Consider the following 14,826-nt stretch of genomic DNA (forward strand, 5'->3'; position numbering starts at 1 on the left):
CGGTCTCGGCGGCCGAGGCCAATCCCCACCTGGCCGCCGCGAGTGGGCCATGGCGGCGTCGCGCAGGGCCAAGACGGCATCGCGCCAAGACCGCCGGGACCAGCAAGACCGCCGGGACCAGCAAGACCAGCAGGACCGGCACGAGGCCTGGTAGCGGCTCCTTAGACCGTTAGGTGGGCGCGCAGGGTGTGCGCGTCGGGGGCGATGGCGGTCCACAGGGTCGCCGGGCCGCCGGCCAACGGCAGCCGGGCGACGCTGCCCTCGGCCGTCGGAGGCTCGGCGGGTTGCGACGGGTCGACCACCAGCAGCGACCCGGTGGCCGGGGCACCGCCGAGCACCGCCGGGCCGGCCCAGCCCGGCGCGTGCGGTCCCACCGCGAGGGACTGGCGCAGCAGTGGTCGACCCGCGTAGTCGGCCTGGGTGTGCACGACGGCACCGCCGGGTGCCTCGCCGTACCGGCCACAGATCAGCTCGTCGCGCCACCGCAGGCTCGCGCCGGCGGCCAGCTCGATCCGGGACTCGGCGAGGTGCGCGCAGCCGGCCGCCGCGACCAACTGTTCCGGAAGCCAGTGCAGCGTGGCACCGGCGTGCACCACCGCCCGCACCGCCATCCGTGAGACGGCACCCGCGCGACCCGGCAGGGCGATCGACGCGGCGACGCTGTGCACCCGGACCGCCGCGCCCGGCCCGACCTCGATCTCCAGGCGCAGGTCGTCCCCGGCGAGCGGTCCGGCCGCCCCGCCGACGAGGTGCACCGTGGCGACACCACCGTCGGCCGGGGTCTGGCGCAACAGCAGCGGCGTTTCGCCGTGCAGCTCGACCAGGGCCGTGCCGCCCCGACCGTCGGCCCGGGCGACCAGCCGGGCGAACGCTCGCATCAGGCCGGGCCGACCGGCGCGGCGAGCGGGTGCAGGGCGGCGTGGTGGGCCAACTCGTGCCGGATCCAGTCCGCCACCGATGTTGCCGTGGGGTCTCCCACGATGGACAGGAAGAGGGTCGGCAGGTCGCCGCGCCGCGCCCGCGCGTCACGATCCATGACGGCGAGGTCGGCACCCACCATCGGCGCCAGGTCGGTCTTGTTGATCACGAGAAGGTCGGCGGCGGTGACGCCCGGCCCGCCCTTGCGGGGCACCTTGTCCCCACCCGCCACGTCGACCACGAAAATCTGCCGGTCGACCAGCCCCCGACTGAAGGTCGCGGTCAGGTTGTCCCCACCGCTCTCCACGAGGACCAGGTCCAACGGGCCGACCGCCTCGGCCAGTTCGTCGACGGCGTCCAGGTTGGCGCCGATGTCGTCGCGGATCGCGGTGTGCGGGCAGCAACCGGTCTCCACCGCGCGGATCCGGGCCGGGTCCAGCACCCCGGCCCGCCGGAGGAAGTCGGCGTCCTCGGTCGTGTAGATGTCGTTGGTCACCACGCCGAGCCGCAACTCGTCGGCGAAGGCACGGCAGAGCGCGGCCACCAGGGCCGTCTTCCCGGAGCCGACCGGGCCGCCGATGCCGACCCGCAGGGCACGGCCGGCGCGCGCCAACGGCGGATGGGGGTCCACCCCCGGCTCCGGATGGGTGTGCGGAACGGTCTCGTCGTGGGGTGGGGCGGCCGGCGGCGGCGTGGTCGGTTCGATGGCGGGCACAGCGCTCGGCACAACGGTGTCAGGACGCAAAGAGACGCACCTCCCAGGTGGCATGGATTTCGGCATGTATGTCGGCGAGTGGAGCGGCGGCGGCCGGCAGCCGCTCCGGTGGGTCGTCGGCGGCCCGCGCCGCGTCGGCGGCGGTGCCGTCGCAGGCGTCGGCCAGGCCGACCAGCAAAGCCTGGACCTGGTACGGGTCGAGGCCGAGCAGACGTACGCCGGCGCTGGCCGCCCCGGTCACCGTCCCGTACGCGGAGATCGTGGCGGTCTCGACTCGGGACAGCCCCGCCGCGGCGCAGAGCAGCCCGAGCACCAGCGGTTGGTGTGCGCCACCGGGCGTCGCGGGCAGGTCGGCGAACGGGGCGTCCGGCCAGATGGTCCGGCCGGCCCGCAGCAGCGCCCGGCCCTGTCGGCGCGAGACCACCCGCAGGGCCGGAGCTGCGGTGCGTGCGTCCAGCTCCGCGTCGAGCCGAGCCAGCACCCCCGACCGTGCGGCGGACCGAGCTGGCACGTCCGACCGTGCCGCGGACCGGGCCGGATGGGCCGAGCCGACGGTCTCGGGCACCGCCGCCCGGTGTGCGGCCGCCGCGAACGCCGCGCCGACCAGACCGGCGGTGGCCAACCGTCCGGCCAGGAACGCCTCCAACGAGGCCAGGTCGGTGACCCGGCCGGCGGCGACGGCCGCCTCCAGACCACCGGAGTGCGCGTGCGCCCCGGCCGGGAAGCGCCCGTCGGCCAACAGCAACAGCAGGCTCGGCGTCGCCATCAGAACAGGAAGTACCGCTGGGCCATCGGCAGCCGGGTCACCGGGTCCGGCTCCACCACCTGCCCGTCGATCCGCACCGTGAAGGTGTCCGGGTCCACCTCGATGCGCGGCATCGCGTTGTTCTCCGGCAGGTCGGCCTTGCCCCGCGACCGCACGTCGCTCACCGGTACCACCCGGCGTCGCACGTCCAGGCGGAGACCGGCGTCCAGGGCCGCCGGGGCCACGAAGGCCAGGCTGGTGGCCGCCGCCGCCGCGCCGTACGCCCCGAACATCGGCCTGGGCAGCATCGGCTGCGGTGTCGGGATCGAGGCGTTGGCGTCGCCCATCTGGGCGTACGCGATCATGCCGCCCTTGAGGACCAGGTGTGGCCGGACGCCGAAGAACGCGGGGTCCCAGAGCACCAGGTCGGCGAGCTTGCCCGGCTCGACCGAGCCGATCTCCCGTTCCAGCCCGTTGGCCATCGCGGCGCAGATGGTGTACTTCGCCACGTACCGTCGGGCCCGGTGGTTGTCGGCGGCCCCGTCGCCCGGCAGCGCGCCGACCCGGTCCTTCATCACGTGGGCGCTCTGCCAGGTCCGCATGATCACCTCGCCGACCCGGCCCATCGCCTGCGCGTCGGAACCGATGATCGAGATCGCGCCGAGGTCGTGCAGCAGGTCCTCGGCGGCCATGGTGGACGGTCGGATCCGGCTCTCGGCGAAGGCCAGGTCCTCCGGCACGGACGGGTTGAGATGGTGGCAGACCATCAGCATGTCCAGGTGCTCGGCCAGCGTGTTGGCGGTGTACGGCCGGGTCGGGTTGGTCGACGACGGCAACACGTTCGGTTCGCTGGCCACGGTGATGATGTCCGGTGCGTGCCCGCCACCGGCTCCCTCGGTGTGGTACGAGTGGATCGCGCGCCCACCGATGGCCCGCAGGGTGTCGGCGACGAACCCGGCCTCGTTGAGCGTGTCGGTGTGGATCGACACCTGGACCCCGGACGCGTCGGCCACCCGCAGGCAGGCGTCGATCGCCGCCGGCGTGGTTCCCCAGTCCTCGTGCAGCTTGAACCCGCCCGCACCGGCCCGCAGCTGTTCCCACAGCGCCTCGTCGGAGACGGTGTTGCCCTTGCCGAGCAGCAGCACGTTCACCGGCATGGTGTCCAGCGCCTCGTGCATCCGGGCCAGGTGCCAGGCGTTCGGGGTGACAGTCGTCGCGCGGGTCCCCTCGGCCGGCCCGGTGCCACCGCCGACCATCGTGGTGATGCCACTGGCCAGTGCCTCGGTGACGATCTGCGGGCAGATGAAGTGCACGTGGGTGTCGACCGCGCCGGCGGTGAGGATCCGACCGTTGCCCGCGATCACCTCGGTCGACGGCCCGATGACCAGGTCGGGGTGGACGCCGGGCATGGTGTCCGGGTTGCCGGCCCGGCCGAGCGCGACGATGCGCCCGTCGCGCAGCCCCACGTCGGCCTTCACCACACCCCAGTGGTCGAGCACCACCGCGCCGGTGATGACGGTGTCCAGTGCCCCCTCGGCGCGGGTGGTACGGGCCTGCCCCATCGACTCACGGATCACCTTCCCACCGCCGAAGACCGCCTCGTCGCCGCCCACGCAGTGGTCGGTCTCCACCTCGATCAGCAGGTTGGTGTCGGCCAGCCGGATGCGGTCACCGGTCGTCGGCCCGTACAGGTCGATGTAGTGGTCCCGCCGCACGGCGCTCACCGCGGCGACCCGTCGGCCGTTACCGCGTGGGGCGACGGGTCCAACGGTCCCGCGCACTCTCCGCGCAGACCCGGCACGATCCGTGCCCCGCCCAGCGGAACGAGGTCGACGCTGCGGTTGATGCCGGGTTCGAACCGGACCGAGGTACCCGCCGGAACGGCGAGCCGCTGCCCCCACGCCGCTTCCCGGTCGAACGACAGAGCCGGGTTGACCTCGGCGAAGTGGTAGTGCGAGCCGACCTGCACCGGGCGGTCGGCGGTGTTGACCACGAGCAGGGTGGTCACCGGACGACCCACGTTGATCTCGACCGGGTCGGCCGCCGGCAGGATCTCCCCGGGGATCACGGGATCGGGTGGTGCACCGTCACGAGCTTGGTGCCGTCCGGGAACGTCGCCTCCACCTGCACCTCCCTCAGCAGCTCGGGGATGCCGTCCTGAACGTCGTCGCGGCCGAGCACCGTCCGGCCGGCCGACATCAGGTCCACCACCGACCGCCCGTCGCGGGCCCCTTCGAGAAGGAACGCGGTGATCACCGCGACGGCTTCGGGATAGTTGAGGCGCAGGCCGCGTTCGCGGCGGGCGCGGGCGACATCGGCCGCGACGTGGACGAGCAGGCGGTCCTGCTCGTGCGGGCTGAGGAACACGGGGCTCTCCCGGTGGGTCGGCGTGTCCCGGCTCGCCGTCGGCTCCACGCGGAACCACCCCGGGCAACAGGACCCGGGGACGAGCTGGGAGTCACACGACCGCCGGGTCACCGCCGACGGGGCGACCCGGGACTCCACCATCCCGGCCCGCACGACGGGCGACCGGCGGTATCGGGTCGGATGCGGACCGCACCGCCCACCGCTGAGCAGACCGTAGAGGATCGCCACCGACCGAGGCAACAGTCCATCAAGGATGGTGTCAGCTGCCGGTCCGTATTCCCGTGGAGCGGCAGGCAGGGCATGATCGCCGGATGACGGCGACGAGGGGTACGCGCGCACTGCTCGGTGTTCTGTTCCTGGCGGCGGCCACGGTCGGGGCGTGGCTGCTCTGGCTGGGCTGGGACGACGAGTACACGGTCGACGCGCAGACCGGCGCGAGCAGCGGCCCGTACGAGCCGTGGCAGGTGGTCGGCTGTGTGGTGACGCTCGTGCTGTTGGCCGCGCTCGCCGGGACGCGGCTCAGCCCGTGGCTGGTGGCGGCGGTGATGACTGTGGCGTTCACGGCGGCGTGGTCGTGGCGGGCCGCGTCGACCGACGACAGCGGGCTGTGGGTGGTCGGCGGGATTCTGGTGCTGGTCGGGATGGCGGCCGGCAGCACGGTGGTGAGCCTCGCCGGGCGGCGGATCGGCCGACGGATGGCCGGCCGACCCGCCTCGAGATAACCCATCGCACCGTGCGCACCGAAATGCTACGAAGGGGACGTGTCTGACCCGACAAGCTCCCTTGCTGCCCTGTCCCTCAAGACTCCGCGGCTGCTGTTGCGCCGCTGGCGAAGCGATGATCTGGACGGGTTCGCTGCGGTCAACGCGCAGCCCGAGGTGATGCGCTACATCCATGACGGCCGCACCCTGGACCGGGCCGCGACCGCGGAGCGTCTGGCCACCTATCAGCGGCACTGGGACGAGCACGGGTTCGGCCTGTACGCGGTGGAGATAAGAGAGACCGGCGAGCTGGCCGGTTTCACCGGACTGGCGGTGCCGACCTTCCTGCCCGAGATCATGCCGGCCGTGGAGATCGGCTGGCGGCTCGGCCGCGCGTACTGGGGTCGGGGCCTGGCCACCGAGGCGGCCCAGGCCGTCGTCGCCCACACTCGTGCCGAGCTCGGCCTGCGGCGGCTGGTCAGCATCCACGTCGTCGGCAACGAGGCGTCCGCGCGGGTGATGGTCAAGCTGGGCATGTCGCTGGAGCGCGAGACCGTGCAGCCGGGCACCGGACGCCTGGTCCGGGTATACGCGATGGACCTGTGAGCGGCCGTGGCGCCGGTTGCCGCGGGTCGGCCGGTCAGCGGGCCCCGGCGGGTTCCGGCGCGGGTGAACCGGCGAACGGGACGTCGACGTGGTCCGCCGTGCCCCGCGGGCCGTCGGGGTGCCGCCACAGCCCCCGGTCGCGCAGGATCGGCAGCACGCCCTCACCGAACCAGTACGCCTCCTCCAGGTGCGGATAGCCGGAGAGGATGAACTCGTCGATGCCGAGCGCGTGGTACTCGGCGATCCGGTCGGCGATCTCGGCGTGGCTGCCCACGAGCGCGGTGCCGGCCCCGCCACGGACCAGCCCGACGCCCGCCCACAGGTTGGGGGCGACCTCCAGGCCGTCGCGGGAGCCACCGTGCAGGTCGAGCATGCGGCGCTGCCCCTCGGACTCGCTGCGGCGCAGCCCCTCCTGCACGGCCCGGATGTCGGCCTCGGAGACCCCGTCGAGCAGACGCTGTGCCTGCGCCCAGGCCTGCTCGGCGGTGTCCCGCACGATGACGTGCAGCCGGATGCCGAAGCGCGGCTCCCGCCCGGCGCGGGCGGCCAGTTCCCGGACCCGCTCCAGTTTGGCGGCGACCAGGGCTGGCGGCTCACCCCAGGTGAGGTAGACGTCGCTGTGGCGTACCGCCACCGGGAGGGCGGCGGCGGAGGATCCACCGAAGTAGACCGGCGGCACCGGGTCGGGCAGCCGGTGCAGCCGCGCCTGTTCGACGCGGACGTGGGTGCCGTCGTGGTCGACGGTCTCGCCGCGCCACAGCGCACGCACCACGTGCAGGAACTCGTCGGCCCGCGCGTACCGGGCGTCCTTGTCCAGGAAGTCGCCGTAGGCCCGCTGCTCCTGCGACTCGCCGCCGGTGACCACGTTGAGCAGCAGCCGGCCTCGGGACAGCCGCTGGAAGGTCGAGGCCATCTGGGCAGCGAGAGTGGGGGCCAGCAGCCCGGGCCGGAAGGCGACCAGGAACTTGAGTCGCTCGGTCACCTCGGCGAGCATCGCGGTGCTGAGCCAGGCGTCCTCGCACCAGGCGCCGGTCGGGGTGAGCGCGCCGACGAAGCCGAGCTGCTCGGCGCTGCGGGCGATCTGCCCGAGGTACGCCACGCTGGCCGGGCGGGCACCACCGGCGGCACCGGTTGGTACGCCGTGTCCGCCGCCGACGATGTCCCGGCTGTCGCCGTTGGTGGGCAGGAACCAGTGGAAGGTGAGGGTCATCTCGGCTCTTTCCATGCGGGGGCGGCGGGTGGGGGTGCGGGTGCGCGCGGGGCGAGCGGGCACCTCCTGAGGGGTGGGACGATCCCGCCGACAGCCTACCCATAAAACCTATCGAGTTAGTAGGCTACTGCCGGCGCCGACACCTGTCGATGCGCCGCTGCCCGCATGCCCCCGATCCGAGGAGCCGCCATGCCCACCCCGTCGACGAGCCGTCCCCCGCATCGCCGCCTCCTGACGGCTGTGCTCACCACCGTGGCGCTGCTCGCCACGGTCGCGGTGAGCGCGTGCGGCGGGTCCGCCGATGCGGGCGGCACCAAGGGCAAGCTCCGGATCGGCTACCAACGCTTCGGCGGGCTGAGCCTGGTCAAGGCGCGCGGCGCCGCACCGGATGTGGAGTGGTCGCTGTTCGAGAGCGGGCCGGCGCTCACCGAGGCACTCAAGGCCGGCTCCATCGACATCGGGCAGGTCGGCGAGGCGCCGCCCGTCTTCGCCGCCGCCGGGAAGATCCCGTTCTCCATCATCGGCACCTCGGCGCCGATTCCGCAGGGTGAGGCGGTGCTGGTCAAGGCCGACCGGGGCTACCGCAGCTTCGCCGACCTCAGGGGCAAGACGGTGGCCCTCAACAAGGGGTCCAACGTGCACTGGCTGCTGGTCCGGCTGCTCGAGGCGAACAACATGACCCTGAAGGACATCCAGGTCAAGTACCTCAAGCCCGCCGAGGGGCGGCCCGCGTTCGACGGCGGCCAGATCGACGCCTGGGTGATCTGGGACCCGTACTTCGCCCTGGCCGAGCAACCGGGGGTCCAGGTGCTCGCCGACGCGACCGGCCTGGCCAGCAACCGCGAGTACGTCCTGGCCGCGCCCCAGGCGGTCGACAAGCGCTCAGACGAGATCCGGGCGTTCCTCCAGCGCTACCGCGAGGTGACCGACTGGGGCATCGCCCACCCCGAGGAGCGAGCCAGCACCCTCGCGCCGGAGCTGAAGATCCCGCAGGACGTCACCAGCCGCGCCCTGGCCCGCAGCGCCAAGCCCCTCGCCCCGGTCACCCCGGCCATCGGCGACGAGCTTCAGGCGATCACCGACAGCTTCATCGCCCTGGAACTCATCCCGGGGCCGGTCGACCTCCGCTCCCGGGTCGACGGCCGGTTCAGCGCGGTGTTCCAGTGAGTCGTACGACGCTCGTCGAGGCGCCCGACCAGGTCACGGCGGCGGCCCCGGTCGTACCCCGTCGTCAGCGGCCGGCCCGGCGCTGGCGGCGGGTGGTGAGCCCGGTGGTGCTGGTCCTGGGTTGGGAGTTGGCCGCCCGGACCGGGCTGCTGGCGGCCGAGAAGCTACCCGCGCCCAGCGACGTCCTGGCCACCGGCGCCCGGTTGAGCCGAGACGGAACGCTCGGCATCCACCTGCTGGACTCCCTCACCCGGGCCGGGGCGGGCCTGCTGATCGGTGGTCTCCTGGCCCTGGTCCTGGGCACCGTGGCCGGGCTGCTGCGGCTCGGGGACGACCTGGTCGACCCGCCGGTGCAGATGGCCCGGATGCTGCCGCACCTCGGGCTGGTCCCGTTGCTGATCATCTGGGTCGGTATCGGCGAGTCACTGAAGATCAGCCTGGTGGCTCTGGGCGCGTTCTTCCCCATCTACTTCAACACCTACGCCGGCATCCGGGACATCGACGAGCGGCTGGTGGAGGCGGCACGTACCTGTGGTCTGGGTCAGGCGGCCCGGCTGCGGCACGTGGTGCTGCCCGGCGCGCTGCCGTCCCTCTTCCTCGGCCTGCGGCTGGCGATCGGGGCGGCCTGGCTCAGCCTGGTCGTCGGTGAGCAGGTCAACGCCCAGACCGGGATCGGCTTTCTGATGATGGAGGCGCGGGAGTTCAGCCAGACCGACGTGGTGGTGCTCGGCCTGCTCGTCTACGCCCTGCTCGGGCTGATATCCGACCTTGCGTTGCGTGTCCTGGAGAGGAGGATGTTGACATGGCGTCGCGGACTGCGGGCCACCTGACCGCCGCCGAGCCGGTGCTGACCGCCCACGCGGTGCGCCGGGCGTTCGGGCCGACGGTCGTGCTGGCCGGGGTCGACCTGACCATCGCCCGCGGTGAGGTGGTGGCCCTGCTGGGCGGCAGCGGTTCCGGCAAGAGCACGCTGCTGCGGATTCTCGCCGGGCTGGACGGCGAGGCCAGCGGGACGAGCGTCGTGCACGGCACCGCCGCCGTGGTCTTCCAGGAGCACCGGTTGCTGCCGTGGAAGCGCGTGGCGGAGAACGTGGGGCTCGGGCTGTCCGGCGCGGACGGCCCGGAGCGGATCCGGCGGGCACTGGCCGAGGTCGGTCTGGCCGAGCGGCATCGCGCCTGGCCGGCCGAGTTGTCCGGTGGGCAGGCGCAGCGGGTGGCCGTGGCGCGGGCGCTGGTCCGCGAACCGGACCTGCTGCTGCTCGACGAGCCGTTCGGCGCCCTGGACGCGCTGACCCGACTGCGGATGCAGATCCTGCTGCGCCGGCTGCGCGCCGAGCACGGCTTCGCGGCCCTGCTGGTCACCCACGACGTGGAGGAGGCGCTGCTGCTCGCCGACCGGATCCTGCTCCTCGACGACGGCCGCATCGCCGCGGAGTTGCCCGTCGACCTCGGCCCCACCCGTACGCCGGACGACCCGGCCTTCGGCGCGCTGCGCCGCCACCTGCTTGACCGACTCGGCGTTCCCACCACCTGACGAGCGGAGCTGTGATGACCCGCTGGACCCCCGACCCCACGTTCTACCCCTCGCCCCGAGAGGCGGTGACCGCACCGGCGGAGAAGCTCGCCTACGTGGCGGCCTTCGATCGGACGGCCAGCCGTCCGGACGCCATCGTGGTGCTGGACACCGACCCCGACTCCCCCGACTACGGCCGGGTGGTCGGCTGGACCGACCTGCCCTACGTCGGTGACGAGCTGCACCACTTCGGCTGGAACGCGTGCAGTAGTGCGCTCTGCCCGACCGCCCCGCACCCGCACGTCGAGCGGCGCTATCTGATCGTGCCCGGCCTGCGGTCGTCGCGCATCCACGTGCTCGACACCCAGCCCGACCCGCGCCAACCGCAGATCGTCAAGGTGATCGGGGCGGAGGAGCTGGCGAAGCGGGCCGGCTACTCGCGGCCGCACACCGTGCACTGTGGCCCGGACGGCATCTACCTCTCCGCCCTGGGCGGCGCCGACGGCGCCGAGGGCCCGGGTGGCATCGCCATCCTCGACCACACCACGTTCGAGGTACGCGGGGCGTGGGAGGCCGACCGGGGGCCGCAGTTCCTGGCGTACGACGTGTGGTGGCACCTGACCCAGGACGTGCTGGTGACCAGCGAGTGGGGCACCCCGTCGATGATCGAGGACGGCATCATCGGGGAGTTGCTGCTGGGCCGACGCTACGGGCACGCCATCCACTTCTGGGACCTCGCGAAACGTCGGCACGTCCAACGGGTGGACCTCGGCGACCAGTACCAGATGCCGCTGGAGCTGCGGCCGGCGCACGACCCGACGAAGTCGTACGGGTTCGTCGGGGTGGTGATCAGCGTCGAGGACCTGTCCGCCTCGATCTGGCTCTGGCACCGCGACGGGGACGCCTGGGCGGTCACCAAGGTGATCGACATCCCGGCCGAGCCGGCCGACCCGGCGGACCTGCCCGACCTGCTCAAGCCGTTCGGGGCGGTGCCGCCGCTGGTGACCGACATCGACCTGTCGGTCGACGACCGGTTCCTCTATGTCTCCTGCTGGGGCACCGGGGAACTGCGCCAGTACGACGTCAGCGACCCGCTGCACCCGGTGCAGACGGGCTCGGTGCACCTCGGCGGGATCGTCCGCCGAACCGCGCACCCGTCCGCTCCGGACGAGGCGTTGGCCGGTGGCCCGCAGATGGTGGAGGTCAGCCGGGACGGCCGGCGGGTCTACGTCAGCAACTCGCTCTACGGCGCCTGGGACGACCAGTTCTATCCGGACGGGGTGGGTGCCTGGCTGGCCAAGCTCGACGTGGACGTGGACGCCGGTGGGCTCACCCCCGATGAGCGGTTCTTTCCGCACGGGGAGGAGTTCCGGGGGCTGCGGGTGCACCAGACCCGGTTGCAGGGCGGGGACGCCTCTTCCGACTCGTACTGCTTTCCGTGACCGTCGGCACCCTGGCGACGCTGGCCGCGCTCGGCGCGTTCCATGGTCTGAACCCGGCGATGGGTTGGCTGTTCGCGGTGGCCCGGGGCCTGCAGGAGCGCAGCCGGCTGGCGTTGCTGCGCGCCCTGCCGCCGATCGCGGCGGGGCATCTCGCCTCGGTGGCGATCGTCGCCGCGTTGGTCGCCGCGACCCGCTCGGTGACGGCGAGCACCGCCCTGGCGGTGGTCGGCGGTGTGCTGCTGGTCGCCTTCGGGATGTGGCGACTGCTCTCCGAGCGGCACTTCCGCTGGGCGGGTATGCGACTGTCCGCGGCGCAGCTCGCCGGTTGGTCGTTCCTCATGTCGTCGGCGCACGGCGCGGGGCTGATGTTGCTGCCGGTGCTGGTGGCCGAGCCGGTGCCCGAAGGTCACTCCGGGCACCTGGCCGCCGCGCCGGTGGGTGCGCTGTCCGGCCTCGCGGCGGCCGGGGTGCACACCGTGGCCATGCTCGGCGTTGCCCTGGCCGTGGCGCTGCTGGTCTACCACGTGCTCGGGGTCGGTGTGCTACGTCGGGCCTGGTTCAACGTCGATCGGCTCTGGGCCGGGGTGCTGGTGGCCGCGGGGTTGGTGACGCTGCTGCGGGCGTGACCGCCCATAGTGGAGGGGGTGGATCTGTGATTTCATGTCGTGATGATCACTCCGACTCCCCTCATGCGCCTGGTCGCCGGTGTGTGGGGGTTCAAGACCCTCGCGGTCGGCGTCGAACTCGGCCTGTTCACCCGGTTGGCCGGCGGGCGGACACTGACCGTCGAGGAAGCGGCCGCCGAGTTCGGGCTGCCCGAACGGCCCGCGGACCTGTTGCTGGCCGCCAGTGCCTCGCTGGGTCTGTTGGAGAAGGCCGGCGACGGCTACCGCAACTCCGAGTTGGCCGAGCAGTTCCTGGTCGAGGGTCGCCCGTACTACTTCGGCGCGCAGGTCCGCTACTCGGACCTGCGCACCTACCTGCCCTGGCACCGCATCGGCGAGGCCCTGCGCACGGATCGGCCGCTGACCTGGGATCCGGAGGCCCAGCAGTCGATGTTCGACACCGCCGACCCGGAGATGTTGGCGCAGTTCTGGGACGCGATGTTCTCCACGTCCAGCTTCACCGCCAGCGCGCTGGCCGACGCGTACGACTTCTCCGCCCACCGCCGGTTGCTCGACGTGGGCGGCGGCGCAGGAGCGTTCCCGATCGAGTTCTGCCGCCGCCTGCCGGAGCTGCGAGCGACAGTCCTGGATCTGCCGCATGTCTGCGTCCGGGCCCGGGAGCGGATCGCGGAGGCCGGCCTGACCGGGCGGATCGACGCCGTGGCCGGTGACTTCCTCGCCGACCCCGCGCTGCCGGACGGACACGACGTCATCCTGCTCAGCATGATCCTGCACGACTGGGACGAGCCGACAAACCGGGCGCTGCTGGCCCGGTGCCACGCGGCGTTGCCGCCCGGCGGCGCGATCGTCGTCTGCGAACTGCTGCTCAACGACGAGCGCACCGGGCCGCCGGAGGCCGCCCTGATGGGGATGAACATGCTTGTCGAGACCGAGGGCGGCCGAAACTACTCGGGCGCCGAGTACGCGGCCTGGCTCACCGACGCCGGCTTCGTCGACGTACGGACGGTGCCGTTCGACGCGCCCGGCGCCAACGGCGCGGTGGTGGCCCGCCGGCCCTGACCGACGACGACACCCGGCCCCGGTGCGAACCCTGGGCCGGGTGTCGCGGCGCCTCACGGCGCTGGCGTCCGATCGGCTACCGGAACGGATCAGGCGCTGGCCTTGGCCGGCTGCTTCATGAAGTCCATGATCGCCTTGTTGACCTCGTCGGCGTGGGTCCACGGGATGCCGTGCGGCGCGCCCTTCATCGTGATCAGCTGCGCGGTCGGCATCATCGGCCCGAGCCGCTGACCGGTCACTGGGTAGGGCAGCACGTTGTCCTTGTCGCCCTGCATGATCAAGATCGGTACGTCGATCTTCGGCAGGTCGGGGCGGAAGTCCTCCTGCCAGGCGGACACACTGTCGTGGGTGGCCCTGGCCGAGGCCATCGCGCCGATCTGCCAGTGCGCCCGATACGCATCCTCGCTGACCAGTTTGCCCTTGTTCTCGCTGTAGTTGAAGAACGCGTCGCAGAACTGGGTCAGGTAGGCGTAGCGGTCCTTGATGATGGCGGCCTGGAAGCCCTTGAAGAGGCTCGGGTCGACGCCCTCCGGGTTGTCCTTCGCCTTCGCAAGCATGGGTTGCAGCGGGCTGAGCAGAACACCGCGACTCACTCGCCGGGAGCCGTAGTTGGCCAGGTAGCGAACGACCTCGCCGGTGCCCATCGAGTGACCGACCAGGGTCGCCTCATTCAGGTCCAACTCGGTCATCAGCACGTCCAGGTCCGCCGCGAACGTGTTGTAGTCGTACCCGAACGTCGGCTGGGCCGAGTTGCCGTAACCGCGTCGATCGTAGGTGATCGTCCGGTATCCGGCGTTGAGTAGCGCGTTGGTCGCCTTCTCGAAGGTCGCCCCGTTGAACGGGAAACCCGCGATCAGCACGACCGGCTTACCGGAACCGTGATCCTCGTAGTACAGGTCGATGGGCGCGGAGTTTTCCGTCCCCACGGTGATGAAAGGCATGTTTGTCTCCTGCTCCGGTCTCGGGCTGTCGGACGCCCCGCGCTTTCCCGTCGGGTCGCCGGATATGCGGGCGACCGAAGGCCGGCCCACTCGCCCGCAAACCACTCACCCCATCGACATTTATCGACGCCGCAACTACGCTCGCCGGTAGGAAAGTTTCGGCGTACGGGAGGTGGGCATGCCCCGACGAAAGCGTGCGACTGTCGCTGTGTTGGCCCTCGGAGCGACCACTGTCGCGCTGGGCGCCACGCCGGCTCAGGCCGACCCGGTGGTGCCACGGCACGCCATCGTGGTCTGCCAGAGCGCCAGCTTCTACGCCAACTACGACTCCGCAGGCGGGCCCACCGGCCTCAAGCGCACGCTCGTGTACGGGAACAAGATCGGCCACACGCCGGGGGCGCACCCGGTCTACAACGGGTGGGCGGCGTCCTTCGACTTCGGCCCGAACGACTGGGGTTACCTCCGCGCCGAGTGCATCGGCGGGTACGACTCATGGTGATCCGACGTCGCGCCCTCGCCGGCCTGCTCGCCGGGGTCGTCGCCGCGACCCTCGCCATGCCGACCCCCGCACAGGCCGCCAACGGCACCATCGGGGAGCGGGAGACGGTGTGCGCGAGCGACCTGTTCGTCCGCACCCAGCCCGTCGGCGCCTGGATGGGCACCCTCTACCAGGGTCAGACGTTCCTGGTCGAGGGTCCCCGCAGCGGCGGCTACGTCTACGGCTTCGCCTACGGGCACATCAATCGGCGCGGCTGGGTGCAGGACGGTTGGTTCTGCTGACGTGCGCACTGGCGGGACAGGGGTGTCCTGATCGGG

The 14,826-nt window shown here is 72.2% G+C and carries 18 protein-coding genes; 10 read left to right on the forward strand and 8 right to left on the reverse strand.

The annotated features are described in order from the left end of the window. Positions 1-161 precede the first annotated feature (161 nt). From ACIBD9_RS22865 to ACIBD9_RS22890, 6 genes are read right to left on the reverse strand one after another with little or no spacing between them, the layout of a single operon-like run. Positions 162-878, reverse strand: a complete 717-nt coding sequence (locus ACIBD9_RS22865; RefSeq protein WP_396720594.1) for an urease accessory protein UreD — start codon at positions 876-878, stop codon at positions 162-164. Next, positions 878-1,663: an urease accessory protein UreG gene (ureG, locus tag ACIBD9_RS22870; protein WP_396720596.1), complete on the reverse strand. Its 786-nt coding sequence runs from the start codon at positions 1,661-1,663 to the stop codon at positions 878-880. The genes ACIBD9_RS22865 and ureG overlap by 1 nt, the downstream gene beginning before the upstream one ends. Beyond that, complete coding sequence (locus ACIBD9_RS22875; protein WP_396720598.1) at positions 1,653-2,399, reverse strand: urease accessory protein UreF; 747 nt, start codon at positions 2,397-2,399, stop codon at positions 1,653-1,655. Before ACIBD9_RS22875 ends, ureG begins: the two co-directional genes overlap by 11 nt. Next, a complete protein-coding gene (locus ACIBD9_RS22880) occupies positions 2,399-4,102 on the reverse strand; it encodes an urease subunit alpha (protein ID WP_396720600.1) in 1,704 nt (567 codons plus the stop codon). The genes ACIBD9_RS22875 and ACIBD9_RS22880 overlap by 1 nt, the downstream gene beginning before the upstream one ends. Beyond that, entirely contained in the window at positions 4,099-4,446 is a 348-nt protein-coding gene (locus tag ACIBD9_RS22885; RefSeq protein ID WP_396720601.1) for an urease subunit beta, read from the reverse strand. The genes ACIBD9_RS22880 and ACIBD9_RS22885 overlap by 4 nt, the downstream gene beginning before the upstream one ends. Next, positions 4,443-4,745 carry an urease subunit gamma gene (locus ACIBD9_RS22890; RefSeq protein ID WP_091398934.1) on the reverse strand — a complete coding sequence of 101 codons (303 nt, stop codon included), beginning with the start codon at positions 4,743-4,745 and terminating at the stop codon, positions 4,443-4,445. Before ACIBD9_RS22890 ends, ACIBD9_RS22885 begins: the two co-directional genes overlap by 4 nt. Before the next feature lie 311 nt (positions 4,746-5,056). On the opposite strand from ACIBD9_RS22890, the gene ACIBD9_RS22895 reads away from it, so the two are divergent. Both ACIBD9_RS22895 and ACIBD9_RS22900 read left to right on the forward strand, forming a co-directional pair. Then, on the forward strand, positions 5,057-5,467 hold the full coding sequence (locus ACIBD9_RS22895; protein ID WP_396720603.1) for a hypothetical protein: 411 nt from the start codon (positions 5,057-5,059) through the stop codon (positions 5,465-5,467). 39 nt (positions 5,468-5,506) lie between these two features. Then, complete coding sequence (locus ACIBD9_RS22900) at positions 5,507-6,052, forward strand: GNAT family N-acetyltransferase (protein WP_396720605.1); 546 nt, start codon at positions 5,507-5,509, stop codon at positions 6,050-6,052. Positions 6,053-6,086: 34 nt separating this feature from the next. On the opposite strand, the gene ACIBD9_RS22905 is transcribed toward ACIBD9_RS22900, so the two are convergent. Further along, positions 6,087-7,262 (reverse strand): LLM class flavin-dependent oxidoreductase, encoded by a 1,176-nt coding sequence (locus tag ACIBD9_RS22905; RefSeq protein WP_396720607.1) that lies wholly within the window; start codon positions 7,260-7,262, stop codon positions 6,087-6,089. A gap of 189 nt (positions 7,263-7,451) precedes the next feature. On the opposite strand from ACIBD9_RS22905, the gene ACIBD9_RS22910 reads away from it, so the two are divergent. From ACIBD9_RS22910 to ACIBD9_RS22935, 6 genes are read left to right on the forward strand one after another with little or no spacing between them, the layout of a single operon-like run. Continuing rightward, positions 7,452-8,429, forward strand: coding sequence for an aliphatic sulfonate ABC transporter substrate-binding protein (locus ACIBD9_RS22910; RefSeq protein ID WP_396720608.1), 978 nt, complete (start codon positions 7,452-7,454; stop codon positions 8,427-8,429). Then, on the forward strand, positions 8,426-9,259 hold the full coding sequence (locus ACIBD9_RS22915) for an ABC transporter permease (protein WP_387166027.1): 834 nt from the start codon (positions 8,426-8,428) through the stop codon (positions 9,257-9,259). The genes ACIBD9_RS22910 and ACIBD9_RS22915 overlap by 4 nt, the downstream gene beginning before the upstream one ends. Next, on the forward strand, positions 9,232-9,963 hold the full coding sequence (locus ACIBD9_RS22920; protein ID WP_396720610.1) for an ABC transporter ATP-binding protein: 732 nt from the start codon (positions 9,232-9,234) through the stop codon (positions 9,961-9,963). Before ACIBD9_RS22915 ends, ACIBD9_RS22920 begins: the two co-directional genes overlap by 28 nt. 14 nt (positions 9,964-9,977) lie before the next feature. Beyond that, the gene (locus tag ACIBD9_RS22925; RefSeq protein WP_396720612.1) at positions 9,978-11,384 is read left to right on the forward strand and encodes a selenium-binding family protein; all 1,407 of its coding nucleotides are present in this window, start codon (positions 9,978-9,980) and stop codon (positions 11,382-11,384) included. Next, positions 11,381-12,010: a hypothetical protein gene (locus ACIBD9_RS22930; RefSeq protein ID WP_396720614.1), complete on the forward strand. Its 630-nt coding sequence runs from the start codon at positions 11,381-11,383 to the stop codon at positions 12,008-12,010. The genes ACIBD9_RS22925 and ACIBD9_RS22930 overlap by 4 nt, the downstream gene beginning before the upstream one ends. Before the next feature lie 42 nt (positions 12,011-12,052). After that, complete coding sequence (locus tag ACIBD9_RS22935) at positions 12,053-13,069, forward strand: methyltransferase (RefSeq protein ID WP_396720616.1); 1,017 nt, start codon at positions 12,053-12,055, stop codon at positions 13,067-13,069. Between the two features lie 89 nt (positions 13,070-13,158). Here the strand turns inward: ACIBD9_RS22935 and ACIBD9_RS22940 are convergent, their stop codons facing one another. After that, complete coding sequence (locus ACIBD9_RS22940) at positions 13,159-14,010, reverse strand: alpha/beta fold hydrolase (protein ID WP_396720618.1); 852 nt, start codon at positions 14,008-14,010, stop codon at positions 13,159-13,161. 178 nt (positions 14,011-14,188) lie between these two features. Here ACIBD9_RS22940 and ACIBD9_RS22945 point away from each other — a divergent pair, with 178 nt between their 5' ends. Then, on the forward strand, positions 14,189-14,509 hold the full coding sequence (locus ACIBD9_RS22945; RefSeq protein WP_396720620.1) for a hypothetical protein: 321 nt from the start codon (positions 14,189-14,191) through the stop codon (positions 14,507-14,509). Then, on the forward strand, positions 14,503-14,790 hold the full coding sequence (locus ACIBD9_RS22950; protein ID WP_396720622.1) for a hypothetical protein: 288 nt from the start codon (positions 14,503-14,505) through the stop codon (positions 14,788-14,790). Before ACIBD9_RS22945 ends, ACIBD9_RS22950 begins: the two co-directional genes overlap by 7 nt. Positions 14,791-14,826 lie beyond the last annotated feature (36 nt).

The sequence above is a fragment of the Micromonospora sp. NPDC050784 genome (assembly GCF_044456765.1).
Classification (GTDB): Bacteria; Actinomycetota; Actinomycetes; order Mycobacteriales; family Micromonosporaceae; genus Micromonospora; species Micromonospora foliorum.